The following is a 16,090-nucleotide window of genomic DNA, read 5'->3' on the forward strand; positions in this document are numbered from 1 at the left end:
CGAACAGACACTGCGCCTGCGCGCTTACGGAACCTGCAGCGGACGGAAGCCCTGCGTGGGGAAGAGACCGGTGGGGCCTGTCTCTTCGCTGGCAGGCTGAGGCCGGATCATATACCGCACGAAGAAGCCGACCTTGTTGCTGGCGTAGTCGCGGCTGTTGTTGAAGTCGAGATAGGCGCCCGCGTACCAGTGCTCGGCAATGGCGTAAGAGCCCTCGGCATCGAGGGTGTAGTTTCCGCCCACATTCGTCGCTTCGGGATAGTAGGGGTTGCCGCGCTCCGTCTGAAGAACCAGATCGAGCGGATAGTAGGGGGTCGAGTCTTCCTGGAAGGCCTGCACGCCCAGGCTGCCCGTCAGCCGGTAATGGAACTTCACGCCGCGATGGCCGTTGAAGGTGAACGGAATGCCGGCCAGCATGTACGCGGCGGGACTGAAGTATCCGCCCTGCCCATAGGTGAAGTAGCGGAGGTTGTGGTCGTAGTGCATGCCGAAGAAGTTCATGCCCAGACTGAGGCTGCCGTATTCGGGCCGGTGCCACACGGCCCAGTAGGCACCGGCATCGCCGTCGATGCGGCGATTGTCCTGCACGTGCAGACCGGTGATGTACTGGCCTCCGCCCTGGATGTACCAGCCGGAGCGGTTGTCTCCAAAGGCGACCTGCAGATCGCCGCCGGTGGTCATCACTCCGCCCCAGGCATTGCCAGGATAGGTAGCGGACTGGCTGCCCAGATCGCGCAGTCCTGAGTAAGAAAGCTGCGTATCGAGGATGGGATCGCGCGCAAGGGTGAGCGTAAAGTGCGAGGACGGAGGATGAACGAGGAGACCGCCCGTCACATTTTCAATAAGGAAGCCGTGCGGGGTATAGCCGATGCTGGCTCCGAAGAAGGGCGTTCTCAGCTGGAACTCTCCACCAATGCCGGCGGAGGACTGAAGATAGGGCACACTGTCTGCGGTGAGCGTGCCTTCCTGAAAGGTTGTGTTGCTGATCGCCTGGCCGGAGTTCAGGATGACGGGACGGGCGATCACCGTCGTCCGTATGTCGGGACCCAGCATGTTCGAGCCTTCGATCTGCGCGGTGTAGATGGCGAGACGGTCATACCCAGGCTGTCCGCTGCGATAGTCGACACCGGAGGAGCCGCCGAGCCATCCGCTGGCTGCGCCCTGGAGAACGGCAAGCTGATCTTCAATCTGCTCGCGCTCGGTCTTCGGCTGCTTCACCGGAGTGACGGGACCGGTAAGTGGCGGCAGCTCAGACGAGAGCGTGCTGCTGTTTGCGGATGAGCCGTTCAGGAAGCTGCCGCTCTGCGCAGGCAGCACGGGCAGGGGCTGAAGATTATCGGGCAGCCCATCCTGCTGATTGCCGTTTTGCCCGCTGATATTTTGTCCGCTGATGCCGCGGACGGCGGCCTGAAGCTGGCCGGCGGAGTTCGCATCGTCGGTTGAGCGGCTCAGAGGCAGAGGCGTGCTGTCCTGCGATGTGAGAAGATGCTCGGGCTGCACGCGGACGGAGACCGGCCTGAGGTAGTCCACGGAGGAAGAGACGGTGTCACGCTCCAGAGGAATATAGGCCAGGCGGTGTGCGCTGCCGGTGTCCTGCACGGCGCGGGCGCGGGGAGGAGCGGGGATATCATCCATCGAAGCGACGGGCATCGAAGCTCCGGGCTGCGCGTAGGATGGCTGCGCGTCTTCGCGATCGGCTCCGCTTTCATCGGCCGGCATCATGGCGCGTGTTTGGCTGTCGGCGCTTTCGATTCCGGAAGCATCCGCAGGCCCGAGATCGTCAGGCTGCGCCTGAGCATCGGAGCGGCTGAAGCCGCCGGCGGTACCGGCACTTTGCGGATTCGTCCGGGAGGGACGAACTTCGGAGAGACGATCTTCGGAGGCATAGCCGCTGAGCGAAGAGACCCGGTCCTGGGAGGTGCGCAGCGGCTGCGCGTCCGGCCCGGACTGGGCAAAGTCACCCAGTGTCGGCTCATGTGCTTCGGGCGCATTCTGCCAGGAGATGTCGAGATTGCGATCGGGCTGTGCTCCCTCAGACGGCTCGCTCAGACGCGATGCGTGCGCACCCGGAGCCAGAAGCTGCATAAGCCGCTGGCCCGGGGAGGGCTGATTTCCAGGCAGAGCCGGATTGCCGGGATTGCCGGGCTGCATGAAGATATCCGCCGGCGACGAAGGCCCCATGGCCTGCAGGGCCGCGCGGTAATAGGCGGCGGCACGGTCGTTGTTTCCGCGCGCCTGCTCGTACTGAGCGGCCATCTTCAGAATGGTGGGATCGCTTCTGAAGCGGTCGAGCGCGCTCTGAAGCCACGCCTGGGCGTGATTCATGTCGCGGGCGGCGAGCGCTGCGCCGATGGCTCCCTGGCACTGCGGCAGCGTGGCGTGATCCATGTCGAAGGTGGCGTAGATGGCCACGGCCTGCTTCGGCTGTCCGGCCTTGAGATACACCGCGGCGAGCGCGTTATAGATATCAGGATTTTTGGGGAAGGTTTCGGCGGCGGAGACGAGAATGGCCAGGGCGCGGCGCTGATCTCCGGCGGCCAGCAGAGCATTGGCCTGCTGCACGCTCCAGGTGCTCCACAGGCGGTGAAACTCCGCGAGCTGGCTGTTGGTCATGTCGGGAAAACCGGCGAGGCCGGAGACGAGGGTGTAGAGCTTTGCATAATCACCCGCCTTCAGCAGCAGCCAGCCGTACTGAGTCTGCGTGTCGACCGGCTCGTCCGCATTCTGATCGCTGTAGATGCGGGCGATCTGCGCAAAGGTCTTCAGCGCCGTCTGCGTCTGGCCGATTCCGGACTGAATGGAGGCGAGCGTCTGCAGGTAGGCAGGATCTTCTTCGAGGCGCAGGCGAACGGATTCCGGCATAGAAGCGAGCTCACGGAATGCCTCGCGGTCACGGTTCATGGAATGCAGCGCATTGAGCAGCCCGCGCCATGCCTGCTGGCTGACGGGGTTCCGGTTGATCTCGCGAAGATAGATGACGGAGGCCTTCTGCTGATCGCCCTCGGCCGAATAGACATCGGCGAGCTGCAGCTCGATGGCGGACTGCGCCGGCGGCTGGAGAGAGATCGCTTTTTCAAGGTATTTCTGCGCGCGGCTCCACTCCTGGTGCGACTGGTAGATCGAACCAATGAGCACGAGGAAGGAGGGGCTGTTCTGCTGCTGGTCGAAGACGGACTGGGGCATGCTGCCCACGGTGGCCAGCGCGCCGTCATCGTCGCCGGTCTGATGCTGAGCGGCGATCAGCGAAAGCCAGGCGCCGGAGTTTTCGGGGTCCTGCGCGACCACCTGGCGGTAGAGCCGGATGGCGGGCTCGTATTTTTTCGCGGTCAGCAGAAGGCCCGCGTACTGCATCTGCTTCTGCACGGGCATATCACGGCCTTCGTTCGGGAAAGGCAGGGCCAGCGCCTTCTGGATAACGCGATCGGAGTCAGCCTTGCGGCCCAGCGCGAGGTCGTCCTGCGCGAGGGCGCGCAGATAATCCGGATTGCTGCCGGCGAGCTGCGCGCGAACGGCGGCGGGCATGCGGTCGCTGACATCGAGTGCCGCCTGGGCGTTGCCGGCGGAAGACTGCGCGAGGAACAGGCCCAGCCACGCTGTCGGGCGCGAAGGTGCGGCATGTACGGCTCGCTCAAAGGTGTCGGCTGCTTCGGCGTAATCGCCCGACTGCGTCAGCGCGCCGGCGAGGCCCTCCAGAGCATCCGCGCTCGAAGGCCTGAGAGCAAGAGCGGCCCGATAACCGTCGGTCGCCGATGCGGTGTCGCCGGCTTTCAGGGCGGCACCGACCTGCGTCATCTTCTGCCAGAAGTGAGCCGTGCCAATCGCGCCTTCCAGTCCTTTTTCTCCGGCTGCCTGAGCGCGCTCGAGGTAATCGGCAGCGGAGGCAAAGTTCTGCTGGCGCATGGCGATATAGCCGAGGCCGCTGAGAGCGCGGGCGTTGCCGGGCTTCCGGTCGAGCAGGCTTTGAAACTGCTGCCTGGCCTCGTCGAGGCGGCCGGCGTTGAGATTGCGATAAGCCGCAGCCTCCAGCGGATCACCGGCGGGAACCTTCGGAGCGGGTTCACGCTCACCGGCTGTTTCGGACGCCGCTGCGGCGTTCTGCGCTCCGGCATTCCAAACCTCGGCCTGCTGCAGGGCGTTTTTCGCGGCGGGCACGCTGTCATAGCGGCGGAGGATGGCGATTCCTTCGGTGCGGGTCTTGGCGTCGTAGGTCAGGACGCGGCCCAGGGTGACGGCATAAGAAGAATCGGCGGGAAACTGCTTCGACAGCCGGCGCAGCCCTTCGATCGCGCGGGCCCGCTCCTCGGGAATCGCGGCTTCGGTGTCGTAGTAGGCGAGGGCGTTGTTTCCGGCAGGAGGATTGTCGCCAAAGAGATTACGATAGATGCGCATCGCATCGGCATACCGGCCGGCCTGGGCCAGGCGTCCGGCCTCGATGACCTGTGCCGACTGCGTCTTCAGGCTGGGCATGGCCTGGATCTGAGAGATATCGGCGGCATTGCCTCCGGCGGCGCGCAGACGGTCAAGGTAGGTTTTCGCTTCGTCGGTTTTGCCGAGCTGCATATCGGCTTTGGCGATGCCAAGCAGGGCTTCGCGATTGTTCGGATCGGCGAGCAGCACCTGCTGCCAGGTCTGGACGGCGATGTCGAGGTGACCACCGGTGGCGAGCGAATGCGCTTTGTCGAGCAGCATTCTTTCCGCGGGGCCCTGCGCGAAGAGCGAAGCAGAGGGAAGGATCAGTCCTGCCGAAACAACGGCCAGCAGGAGCTTCCGGCAAACGTTGCGGTTTACTTTTTCCATGGGACCCTCAGTGTTCCGTCCGGAGCGAACCGAAACTTCTGTTCCTGCCAGCCAAAGACAAAGAGTGCGAGATTCTGGTCGTAGTACCGTGGCGGAGTGCCGAGCAGCCCGCTTGACGGGTCGAACTGAGCTAAAACATTTTGTTCCAGACGGCTCACAGTCACCCGGTCTCCGGAACTTCTGAAAAAAGGTATAAAAACGGCCGAGAAGCTTACCGGGACCGACGCACTGACCACATTGCCGTCGGCGGCCACGATTTCAGGCGGCGCAGGATGCGTCTTCACATACTGAAACGCGGGCGCAAACACCTTCTCGAGACGAGCGGCTTCCGGTGTCTGCCGGTCCGTCATTCCAGCCCAGAGATAGACGCGTATGGCGTCGTAGCTGCCACGCGCTGTTCCTCCAGCCGGTCCGCCTGCCGGGAAACAGCTTTTCACGCCGCATTCTACCCAATCCATGGCATAGCCTGCAGGACTTGTCTGCTGCAGCCAGCCGGGAAGAGCCTGAGCCATCTGGCGCCAGGGCCCTCCCGGGGCAAAGTGATCGGCGGCGGTGAGCAGCGGAAGGGGCAGATAGCTCGGGTTCAGAATCCAGCGGCCCGCCTCAGTATGAAAGCCGGTGCGGCCCGGCAGAAGGACCGTGCCGACATTTGGGATAGTCGAGACTTCCTCACGCACGATGAGCGACAGCAGCGCCCGGCCGGTTTTATCGTAGTCCGGCTGATGCCACAGCTCTCCTGCCTCGATCAGGCTGTAGGCGATCCAGAGATCGGCATCGGCGGCTGAGTTGGGATCGAGCACACCCCAGGAGCCGTCATCCTTATGCCCCCAGCTCCAGGCGGGCAGGTTCTTTGCCAGATCGTTGTCGGCCAGATTCTGCCCGGTCCATCTGACGATCCGCTCGAAGGAGTCACGGTCGTTGGCGACCAGAGAAAAGAACATCGCATAGCTCTGGGCCTCGGACGTGGTCATGGAGTTGCGGTCGGGATCGATGACACGGCCCTGCGAGTTGAGAAAGCGCGCGGCGTAGTGATCCCAGTACGGCCAGCCGCTCTGCGCCTGGGCGAGCGGCGCGCCGAGGAGGCCGATCCATGCCAGGGACAGCAGAAGCGATCTCATATCTGCTGCGCCTTTAAGCGGGCCTGGGAACGGCGGTCGATCCACATCTTCGCCCAGGGAACGATGAAGAGGCCGAGAACGAAGGTGAGAACCACGATCAGCCACGGGAACGCCCGCAGGCAGTAACGTACATACGACCACCAGGGCAGGCGGCCGACGTGATAGACCTTGTCGCCCAGGCGGTATGAGGAGAACTCGCTTCCGTGCAGGACGCTGACCGACTGGCCGATGTCGCCGGACATCGAGGACTTCCAGAAGGCGGCCGCGAAGGGAGCGGCGGAGTCCGGGCTGCGGAGAGTGATGGTCACGACGGAGCGGCTGGAGCTCCAGGGAGATTCGATGCCCTCGAGCAGCGCGTCCGGAAACTGGCCGATGCTCTCGAGCAGGCCGTCGCGCTCCTTCGACTCGTCCATGCGCCACCACCAGTTCGGACGCATCTGCGCGACCTGCCACCAGGCATGCCGAATCGCGGAGAAGATGCCGCCGGTGTCCTTGATCGAGAGGCCGTCTTCTTTGATCGCGACCGGCAGATGCTGATTGAGCTGGGCGAAGGCGGGCTGATCGCCGGGGGTGCCGATAACCAGATAATCAGCGTTGGCGGCGAGGCCGGTGGGGTCGGCAACGGTGACGCGCAGTGCGGGATAACCGGTCTGCTCGCCGAAGTAGGCCAGCAGCGCCAGATAAAGCCCGGTCTCCGCCGGGTCAGGTTCGGCGGGCAGAACGATGCGGGTCTGCGAGAGATCGGCGAAGCGGGTGAACGGGAATCCGGCATTGGCAAAGAGCTCCAGGTTCGGCATCTCGGCCCAGTGCTTGAAGCCGCGAAGATCGAGGAACGAGCTGCGCAGAATGGCTCCCTGCAGATTGATGGGAGGGGTGTCCTGGCAGTTCCCCATTTTGGCGATCTGGAAGTAGAAGTTGAAGAGAAAGGTGTTCGCGAAGGGCCGCATGTCGACCAGCGGAACCTCGACGTTATAAGAAAGCGTCCGCTTCGGGTTGTTCTGGTGCGGCAGCGGCAGCTCGTTCGCCAGCGATCCGTTGGCGCTGACACGAAGGGTCGAGGCATTGGCGAGCGAAATGGCGTTGTAGCGGTAATCCAGATGCAGAAGCAGGTTCTGCATATCGCCGTAATAGATGTCCGGCGGCACACGCAGGTAGACGGGCAGGGGGCCGGAGCCGTCACTCTGCAGCTCGGCGGTCTGCGAGTAGTCCCAGAGCGACGAGACACGATCCGTATGCAGCCAGAGCGGAGCATCGTCGGCCTGGCGCGCAGGAGGAAGCTGGAAATCGCTGATCAGGACGGTGTTGCCCTGGAGCATCGCATTTCCCATGGCAATGGCGCGGGCCGCGGTCAGAAGCTGGTCCGGATCTTCTCCGGCAAGGACGAGGACCTTTCCAAAGGGATCGGAAGGATTGGTACGCACGGCCACGATGGGTCCGGCGGTCACGATGTTCAGGCCGGCGGGCATCGCGGACGGATTGTCCACGAAGAGGATGACGTTCCCTCTGGGAAGTGTGCCGCCGACGGTTACAGGAAAGCTCAGCGGCCTGGATTTTGCGAGCACTCCGAACCAGGAGGCGATGACACCGGCGGCCTCAAGCGTGTGACGGCCAGGCGCGGCGGCAAAGGCAAAGGGAATGGAGGCGGAGGCACTGCTGACGGAGCCGTCATAAAACGGCAGCGGCAGCAGCTTGAGATCGTCGCCAAGCGCGAGGAGCGAGCCACTGACGTCGATGCTCGACGTATCTTCGACGCGGCCCCACAGCGTGGTGTTCGCGGGGTCTTCGCACTGCTGGGTGTAGTGGCCGACAAATTCAAAGGCCAGAACGTTGTTGCGCACCAGCAGCTCGGCCGGCAGAGGGATGGTGGTGTTCAACTCATTCTGGATGTTTCCCGTGTTCTGAGGAACAGGAATGGTCGTCACCAGCGTGCCGTTGAGAAAGACGCTCAGATGGCTGAGCTGCGCGATCAGTCCGGGAGAAAAGGCGTACTGCAGCTTCAGAGTGGCCTGCTGCGCGACATCCGTCTGCGGCAGCGAAAACGGAATGTTGCGCGAGGCGGCGACACCGCGAAAGACGATGGATTCGGGAATACCGATATCTTTCAGCGAGAAGGTGGAGTGAAAGGTGCCGGAGGCCATCGCCGGTGCGGGCGCACTCTGAGGCGTCTGCGCGCGCAGAGCTGTTACGCCGGCAAGCAGCACCGCGAACAGAACCATCGCGGCCCTTGCACCGGCGGCGGCCATGCCGGTCGCTTTTCTACGCGGAATCAGCGTGCCCAGGGCATAACCGACGCCCCGCACGGAGAGGCGGACGAGACGCGCGAAGCTGCGCAGCGGCTGATCGGGCTCGCGGTGCTCTCCACGGCTCAGCCAGGTATCGGCGCCGGAGTAAAGAACGAGGGTGAGAAGCTCTTCTTCTTCGAGAGAGAGCGGCGCGTATTTGATGCGCAGCTCGAGGCCGTCCGAGCCCACGATCATGGCCGGGAAGACTGCCTGCTGGCGTCGCAGAGGATACACAACCTGGATGCGGGAGTCCTGAGCGGGAATGAGCGGCTCTTCCAGACGGATCAGCGAGCCGCCGAGCGACATGTCCTGCGATTCGCCGAAGATGACTCTGCCGTCGGGCAGCCGCAGCTCGACCGGCATGTGCAGATTGATGCGGACATCGGTTCGTACCTGCCGCGCTTCGAAGGCAGCGGCATTTGCCGTTCCGATAATGACCATATTGAAGAGAATCCAGAAGACGTTCATCGCGACCGTTCCGGGATGGCCTGCGTCCCAGTAGAGGAAGCGGATGGGCGCGATCAGCAGCGCAAGCACGTTCAGAAGGATGAGAAATACATACGGACGGGCGATGCGGGAGTCGAAGTAGCTCTTGTTCACGATGCCGCCCTTGGCCGTGACATTAAACTTACCCAGCTTCGGGTTGACCAGAGCCAGAACCGTGGGCCCCAGAATGTACGGAGCAAGGACCGTCTCATACACCTCGTTCCAGAAGGAGTGCCGGAATTTGCCCTGAATCCGGAAGTTGGTGATGTTGGACAGAAAAAGATGCGGCATGGCGTAGGCCAGAATGGCAAGCCAGTGCCCCGGAATATTGATGTGTCCCAGCAGCATGTACACCAGCGGCGCGGTGAGGAAGACAAGGCGCGGCACGGCATAGAAGAAGTGGATCATCGCGTTGAAGTAGCAGAGCCGCTGCGGCCATTTGAGACCGCGCGCGAAGAGAGGATTGTCCGTCCGCAGCACCTGCACCATGCCGCGCGCCCACCGGATGCGCTGGCCCACGTGGCTGGACAGGCTCTCCGTGGCCAGTCCGGCGGCCTGCGGAATGTTGATATATGCCGTGTTCCACCCGTTCATCTGCATGCGCAGAGAGGTGTGCGCGTCTTCTGTAACTGTCTCGGTGGCAATTCCGCCGACCTGATTCAGCGCGGTGCGGCGCAGAACGGCACAGGAGCCGCAGAAGAAGGTCGCGTTCCAGAAGTCGTTCCCGTCCTGCAGGACGCCGTAAAACAGCTCTCCCTCGTTCGGAATGACCATGAACTGATTCAGATTCCGCTCAAAGGGATCGGGCGAGTAGAAGAAGTGCGGCGTCTGCAGCATGCCCAGTTTTGCATCCTTCAGGAACCAGCCGAGCGTGACCTGCAGAAAGCTGCGCGTCGGCACGTGATCGCAGTCGAAGATGGCGACGTAGGGCGAATCGAGAACCTTCAGCGCGTGATTGATGTTGCCGGCTTTGGCGTGTTTGTTGTCTTTCCGGGTGATGTAGCCGATGTCGGCTTCTTCGCAGAATCGGCGGAACTCGTCGCGGCGTCCGTCGTCCAGCACGTAGACATGGAGCTTGTCTTCGGGGTAGTCGATGTTCATCGCGGCAAAGGCCGTCGACCGCACCACGGAGAGCGGCTCGTTATAGGTGGGGATCAGAACGTCGACATGTGGCCATTCCTCAAGATTCTTCGGCAGAGGCATCGGCGGCCGGTGGAGCGGACGGATGGTCTGAATGTAGCCGAGATACAGAACGACAAACGCGTATGCTTCCGCCGACAGGAGCAGCAGCATGAATCCAACGTTGACGAGCCCGATGTGCAGGATGCCCTGCGAGGCGATGGTCTCCGATACGGTAAAGATTCTCCACCAGGCATAGCGCGCGGTCGCCAGCATGGAGGCAAACATCAGAGCAAGCGTGACGCCTTCGGAGTCGGAGATGCGATGAATGAGATACGCAAGGAGGATGGTGAGGATGCCGAGGACACCCTGCTCCGGCCATCTGAAATTGATGGTGACGCACTCAAATGCCAGAAAGAGGAGAATGCCGTAAACAAGGATGCGGGCGACGCTCGCTGTCAGGCTGGATCGGGTTCCAAGAGAATTCCACTGCTCCAGTACCTGTTTCACCGCTCCATCCACCGCTGAACAGATCTCGCTCCCTGGCGGACGGGCGATACTCTTCTGAGCCATGCTGCCAGTCTGCTGTAGTCGTTTACGACTTCCGAATCGGGTGCATGATCCGCCGCGGTCATTCTGCTGGCGATGGCGTCATCCAGTTCCTGGCTGTAATGAATGGTGACGGGCAAAAGACGATCTCCGCACTGGCGGGAGACCAGCTCCCGCGCCTGCTGGTCTCTCGGACTCTGCTCATTGAACAGATTGAAGACATATACAGGCTGAGGAACATTCATTCCTTTGGCCAGCATGGCGCTGACGGAGGCTTCAATCCGCGAAACCGTAAGAATGGAGTTCAGATCGGTGAGCAGCGGCACGAGCAGGACACTGCATTTGCAGAGAATCTGAGGCAGGATGCTCATCGATGCCGGGCCGAGATCGAAGACAACCCGCTGCGCCGACTGCATGGCGGAGCGAACGGCATCGTCGAGCCACGCCGAAGAGATTCCATCGGTCTCGCCCACGACCCGCATCGGCGGGTATTGCCCGTCGGGGTCCACAAAGGTACGAATGCCGGGGCGAAGATCGCTGGAGCCGAAGTAGAAGGGTAAAAGTCCGCTTCCGGAGGCGTCGACGAGGAGAACGCGCTCGCCCATAGAGCAAAGAATGCGGCCGAGATTTGCGGAGATCGTGGTCTTCCCTACTCCGCCGGCCAGCGAGTAAATGGCCATGGCGGGAGGATAGATTCTGCCATCGGCCAGAGGGCTTTCCTGCACGGGAGTGGAGCCCGGATGAATGCCGGCGGCGGAAAAGAAGACCGGCACAGCAGGCGGCTGCGGCCTTTCGGGAGCAGGCTGAGATGCAGCATGCGCATGGGCAACCGGAGCTTTTTCCTCGGAAGCGGCAGAATCTGCACAAGTTACCGGGGATGGGGTAACGGATTTCCCCGTCTCGGGCAGGTCATGATGCAGATCAATATCTTCGATCAGCGCCGTGGCCGCCGCAGACTCGGCAACCTCCAGGCTTTCCGGGGATAATATCGCGGCCTTCCGGTGCAGGGTTCGATTCCTGGAGAAGCTGCGGTAAGGGCTGTCTTCCACATGAGCCCATGAATAAAGCCGCGCTACATCGCGGGCAAGCTCATCGGCTTCCGTCAATCCTGTGTGCTTATCTTCTCCCATCCTGGCATCCTCGTCATTGTTCCAAGCACAAATCCATGGAGCCGGATCTCGAGCCCGGTGTAACTTTTGGTGACTATGGTACTGCCTTTCACTCTCGAGGTAACTGTATCGTTTCTACACAGCGCCAGGCAACAATTTGCTGCAGTATCCCTCCGGATTTCTCCTGCCAGCTCAGCCTGATGAGAGGTAGATTTCAGTTACGTCATCATGGAGTAATATTCGCCGATCGATGGTAATACCCCTCAAACCCTGTGAGCGAAAAAGAGATTCTTCTGTCAGGCCTGAACAGGCATAAATGACCATGTCCGAAAACCGCGAGTTTCCTGCTTTTACGGGTGCGAGAATCCGTATATGGAACTGCCTGGCCGTGAAGTCTGTTATCGCGCTTTGCAGAGCCGGGACACCCGTTTCGATGGCCTGATCTTCGTCGGCGTCTCGTCGACCGGAATTTATTGCCGGCCGGTCTGCCCGGCGCGTACGGCGAAATTTGAGCACTGCGCGTTTTTCGGCTCGGCGGCGGCGGCACAGGATGCCGGCTTCCGCCCCTGTCTGCGCTGCCGTCCGGAGACGGCTCCGGACCTGGCCTCGTGGCGGGGGACATCGAATACCGTCTCCCGCGCGCTGGCGCTGATTGCTGAGGGGGCGCTGGATGGGGACGAAAACAGCGTAGACAGGCTGGCGGAGCGTCTGGGGGTGGGTGAACGGCAGCTGCGACGGCTGTTTCTTCAGCATCTGGGAGCGCCGCCTGTCTCCGTGGCACAGACGCGGCGGGTGCTTTTCGCAAAGCAGCTGATTCACGAAACCAGCATGCCGATGACGGAGGTGGCGATGGCCGCCGGGTTCGGCAGCCTGCGGCGATTCAACGAGACCTTTCGCGAGCTGTTTCAGCGCCCTCCCAGCGCGCTGCGCAGGAAAAGCGCTTCAAAGAGCGCGGGGAACGATGTTCTTCTGCGGCTGCGTTATCGCCCGCCCTATGACTGGGAGAATATGCTCGCCTTTCTGCGGGCACGGGCGATTCCCGGCACGGAAGTAGTGGATGACAGCCGCTACCTTCGCGCCATAGAAGTGGATGGAGCCGCGGGCAGCGTGGAGGTGACGCACCTGCCGGACCGGCAGAGCCTTGGAGTCAGAATCCGCTTCCCCGATGTGCGCGCGCTTCCGGCAATCGTTGCGCGGGTGCGGCGGCTGTTCGATCTGGGAGCGGATATCGGGATGATCGACGATCATCTGTCGCGCGATCCGGCGCTGGCGCCTCTGGTGGCGCAGCGGCCGGGGCTGCGGGCGCCGGGTGGATGGGACGGCTTTGAGACCGCGATCCGCGCGGTACTGGGTCAGCAGATCAGCGTGGTGGCCGCGCGAAAGCTGGCCGGGCAGCTCGTCGCCCTGCATGGACAATCTGTGCCGGAGCCATTCCGTATCCATTCCGGTCTGTCTCATACCTTTCCGGCGGCGAAGGCGCTGGCTTCGGCTTCGTCGATCGGACTGGCGATGCCGGCTGCGCGCCTTACCGCTCTGAAGGCGGTTGCCGAGGCATCGGTGGCTGACGCGAATCTCTTTCGCCCCTTCGGCGGCATTGAAGAGACGGTTACGCGGCTGCGCGCGATTCGCGGAATCGGTGAGTGGACCGCGCACTACATCGCTCTTCGCGCAGTGCGCGAGATGGATGCCTTCCCGGCCGCGGATATCGGACTGCTTCGCGGCGTGGCTTCCGTGGTTGGAGAGAAGACGACGCCGGCGAATCTTCTGGCTCGCGCTGAGGCCTGGCGGCCGTGGCGCGCCTATGCGGCGCAGCACTTGTGGGCCGCCGCCGGAAACGCGGGAGCAAGCCAGACGCCGGCATTGCGCTGACGCGCGGGACGCAGCGCGATGCAGCCCTGTGAAATTAAAGAGGAGGAACCGATGAGCCTTGCTTACAAAACGATGGAATCGCCCGTGGGGAAGCTGAAGCTGGTGGCGAGCGACGAGGGGCTGGTTGCGGTGCTGTGGCAGAACGACAGGCCGAACCGGGTGCGGCTCGATGAGCTTAAGGAGAATGGGCAGCATCCGGTGCTTCTTGAAACGGAGCGGCAGCTTCAGGAATATTTCGCCGGGAAGCGAAGGACGTTTTCGGTTGCACTGGATATGCGAGGCACTCCCTTTCAGAAGAATGTGTGGGAGGCGCTGCTGGCTATTCCCTTCGGCGAGACGCGAAGCTATGCGCAGCTGGCGAAGCGGCTGGGAAATCCTCAGGCAACGCGGGCGGTGGGAGCGGCGAATGGCAGAAACCCGATCTCCATCATCGTGCCCTGCCATCGCGTGATCGGATCGTCGGGAAAGCTTACGGGGTTTGCGGGCGGACTGGAGACGAAGGCTCATCTTCTCCATCTGGAAGGAAAAGAGAGCGGGCTGTTCCACTGACACGGATCTGCACAATGAGTGACGGCGAAGGAAGATGGGAGCGCGAAGGGCAGACCTTATATAAGGTCTGCGAGAGAAGCATACTGCCCCAGCTATTCACCTTTTTCGATCACTGCTTCGGGATGCTGCGCATATTCAGACCATGAGCCGTCGTACAGGCTGATGTACTTCGCTCCGGCAAGCTGAAGCCCGAGCGCGACGACGGCGGCTGTGACTCCGGAGCCGCAGGTGGTGGTGATCGGCTCTTCCAGGTTCACCTCTTTGGAGAAGAAGTATTCGCGGAGCTTTGCGGCGGGCTTTAACCGGCCGGCTTCGAGCAGATCTGTATACGGAGTGCTGACCGCGCCTGGCATGTGGCCGGAGCTGAGGCCAGGACGCGGCTCGGGCGATGCTCCGGTGAAGCGGCCCGCGGAACGCGCGTCGAGAATCTGTGCATGCTCGGTGATCATCTGCTGAATCGCGGAGAAGTCTTTCACCGCGGCGCTGTTCAGCCGCGCATGAAACGCAGCAGGCGCGCGATCGACAGGGCCGGCCTGCACGGGAAGACCGGCTTCCACCCACGCACGCAGCCCGCCATCGAGCACGCTGACGTGCTGCACACCGAAGGTGCGCAGCATCCACCAGGCGCGGGGCGCGGAGAACATGCCTTCCTGCTCATAGACGACGATCGACATCGCATCGCTGACGCCAAGAGACGCCATGCTGAGGGAGAATCTCTCAGGCGTGGGGAGCATGTGCGGCAGCGATGTGGAGTGATCCGACAATTCTTCGATATTGAAAAAGATCGCTCCCGGTATGTGCCCGGCAAGATACCGCGCGTGAGTATCGGCAGGGGGTACGGCTCCGACCGGCGGAAGGGTCGCATCGAAGACGGCAAGATCACGATCACTGAGATGTTCCGCCAGCCATGCGGGTGTCACAATCGGATGCATTCGTCACTCTCCTGGTCCGTCTTTGTGCTTCTTTCTTTTGTGCCAACGATCGTTACACGTTCAGAGGATGCTGTCTTCGCCGAGAGAACATATCTTCCTGAGCACTTTCGGCGATGGCCCATTTACTCTGCTGCGGCAGGCGCCCGGGCCGCGCGGCTTCGTATAAAGTCTGAGCAAGTCCATATAAATGCTACAATCCCCGTGTAATCAGACAAAAATACCGTCGATGCAGGACAGCACGGTACGACTTTATCCGGGAAATACATGCCTGAGAAAAAAACCGCACAGGTGGCAACGGTGCAGAGTCTGGACCGGGGGCTTGCCATATTGCAGGCCATCGCGGCAACCGAACACCCTGTTTCACTTGGCCAGGTAGCCGAGCTGATGGATATCGATCGCAGCACGGCATTCCGCCTTTTGCATACCCTCAAACGCCGTGGATTTCTGGCGATGCCCGCGGGGCGGAAAGACTACATTCTCGGATCGACGATCTGGGTTCTTCATCATCACTACAACTGGAACAAGATGCTGGTGAAGGTGGCCAGCAACCAGCTGAAGAAGCTCTCGTCGCAGACCAGGGAGACAGCGCACATCGCGATCCGCGAGGGCAAGCAGGCTTTGTTCGTGGACTGCGCGGCTGCGAACCATATGGTCGCGGTCTCAAGCCGTATCGGCGAATTTCTGCCGCTTTACTGCACGGCGCACGGCAAGGCGTTGCTGGCCGACGCGGATGAGCATGAGCTGAAGCAGCTGTTCGGCACGCGTCCGCTGCGCAAATATACAGAAGGCACGCTGTCGACCCTTGCAGAGATCGTCAAAGATCTTTCCGTAATCAACAGGCAGGGCTTCGCCATCGACGATGCGGAGTTTTCGCCGGACCTGCGCTGCATTGCGGCACCGATCCGCGTGGGCGGGGAGATCATCGGCTCGATCGGCATCTCCGCGCCGATTCTTCGCGTAACGCCGGAAGCAAACCGCATCAACGCGGAACGAGTCTCCGATGTAGCCATCAAGTTAGGAGAGATTCTGGCCGCGCTGCAGGAAGACGAGTAACCTGCCACAACGGAATATAGCTCCCTTCCCGCTCAATAACACAGCAGGATCGCAACACATTTCCTCAGTCAGATTTGAGTCAGGCTCCGGCGCGTTCTATTTCCGCCGGAGGTGCCATCCACGACGAAGGACGATGATGGCTGAAGCGGATTGCGGCCAGAGCGTGGACCGAGACAGCTTTTATCTGTCCGTAACGCAATGGGCCAGAGCATTCCTTAGCATCTTTG

The 16,090-nt window shown here is 61.9% G+C and carries 8 protein-coding genes; 3 read left to right on the forward strand and 5 right to left on the reverse strand.

Annotation, left to right across the window (positions count from 1 at the left end):
* Positions 1–24: 24 nt before the first annotated feature.
* From D0Y96_RS03610 to D0Y96_RS20655, 4 genes are read right to left on the reverse strand one after another with little or no spacing between them, the layout of a single operon-like run.
* Complete coding sequence (locus D0Y96_RS03610; protein ID WP_117297936.1) at positions 25–4,797, reverse strand: cellulose synthase subunit BcsC-related outer membrane protein; 4,773 nt, start codon at positions 4,795–4,797, stop codon at positions 25–27.
* A complete protein-coding gene (bcsZ, locus tag D0Y96_RS03615; protein ID WP_117297937.1) occupies positions 4,785–5,915 on the reverse strand; it encodes a cellulose synthase complex periplasmic endoglucanase BcsZ in 1,131 nt (376 codons plus the stop codon). The genes D0Y96_RS03610 and bcsZ overlap by 13 nt, the downstream gene beginning before the upstream one ends.
* A complete protein-coding gene (gene bcsA / locus D0Y96_RS03620) occupies positions 5,912–10,375 on the reverse strand; it encodes a UDP-forming cellulose synthase catalytic subunit (protein ID WP_117297938.1) in 4,464 nt (1,487 codons plus the stop codon). Before bcsA ends, bcsZ begins: the two co-directional genes overlap by 4 nt.
* Complete coding sequence (locus tag D0Y96_RS20655) at positions 10,309–11,481, reverse strand: cellulose synthase operon protein YhjQ/BcsQ (RefSeq protein WP_117297939.1); 1,173 nt, start codon at positions 11,479–11,481, stop codon at positions 10,309–10,311. The genes bcsA and D0Y96_RS20655 overlap by 67 nt, the downstream gene beginning before the upstream one ends.
* 351 nt (positions 11,482–11,832) lie before the next feature.
* Here D0Y96_RS20655 and D0Y96_RS03630 point away from each other — a divergent pair, with 351 nt between their 5' ends.
* Both D0Y96_RS03630 and D0Y96_RS03635 read left to right on the forward strand, forming a co-directional pair.
* Complete coding sequence (locus tag D0Y96_RS03630) at positions 11,833–13,329, forward strand: DNA-3-methyladenine glycosylase 2 (protein WP_117297940.1); 1,497 nt, start codon at positions 11,833–11,835, stop codon at positions 13,327–13,329.
* A gap of 51 nt (positions 13,330–13,380) precedes the next feature.
* Complete coding sequence (locus tag D0Y96_RS03635) at positions 13,381–13,878, forward strand: methylated-DNA--[protein]-cysteine S-methyltransferase (protein WP_117297941.1); 498 nt, start codon at positions 13,381–13,383, stop codon at positions 13,876–13,878.
* Between the two features lie 92 nt (positions 13,879–13,970).
* On the opposite strand, the gene sseA is transcribed toward D0Y96_RS03635, so the two are convergent.
* The gene (gene sseA, locus D0Y96_RS03640; RefSeq protein ID WP_117297942.1) at positions 13,971–14,810 is read right to left on the reverse strand and encodes a 3-mercaptopyruvate sulfurtransferase; all 840 of its coding nucleotides are present in this window, start codon (positions 14,808–14,810) and stop codon (positions 13,971–13,973) included.
* Positions 14,811–15,074: 264 nt separating this feature from the next.
* Between sseA and D0Y96_RS03645 the strand changes: the two genes are divergently transcribed.
* Complete coding sequence (locus D0Y96_RS03645; RefSeq protein WP_117297943.1) at positions 15,075–15,863, forward strand: IclR family transcriptional regulator; 789 nt, start codon at positions 15,075–15,077, stop codon at positions 15,861–15,863.
* Positions 15,864–16,090: the final 227 nt, after the last annotated feature.

This window comes from Paracidobacterium acidisoli, from assembly GCF_003428625.2.
In the GTDB taxonomy this organism is placed as follows: Bacteria; Acidobacteriota; Terriglobia; order Terriglobales; family Acidobacteriaceae; genus Paracidobacterium; species Paracidobacterium acidisoli.

Coding starts and splice junctions, on each gene's coding strand:
- D0Y96_RS03610 (WP_117297936.1), bottom strand. CDS start 4,797: ATGGAAAAAGTAAACCGCAACGTTTGCCGGAAGCTCCTGCTGGCCGTT.
- bcsZ (WP_117297937.1), bottom strand. CDS start 5,915: ATGAGATCGCTTCTGCTGTCCCTGGCATGGATCGGCCTCCTCGGCGCG.
- bcsA (WP_117297938.1), bottom strand. CDS start 10,375: ATGGCTCAGAAGAGTATCGCCCGTCCGCCAGGGAGCGAGATCTGTTCA.
- D0Y96_RS20655 (WP_117297939.1), bottom strand. CDS start 11,481: ATGGGAGAAGATAAGCACACAGGATTGACGGAAGCCGATGAGCTTGCC.
- D0Y96_RS03630 (WP_117297940.1), top strand. CDS start 11,833: ATGGAACTGCCTGGCCGTGAAGTCTGTTATCGCGCTTTGCAGAGCCGG.
- D0Y96_RS03635 (WP_117297941.1), top strand. CDS start 13,381: ATGAGCCTTGCTTACAAAACGATGGAATCGCCCGTGGGGAAGCTGAAG.
- sseA (WP_117297942.1), bottom strand. CDS start 14,810: ATGCATCCGATTGTGACACCCGCATGGCTGGCGGAACATCTCAGTGAT.
- D0Y96_RS03645 (WP_117297943.1), top strand. CDS start 15,075: ATGCCTGAGAAAAAAACCGCACAGGTGGCAACGGTGCAGAGTCTGGAC.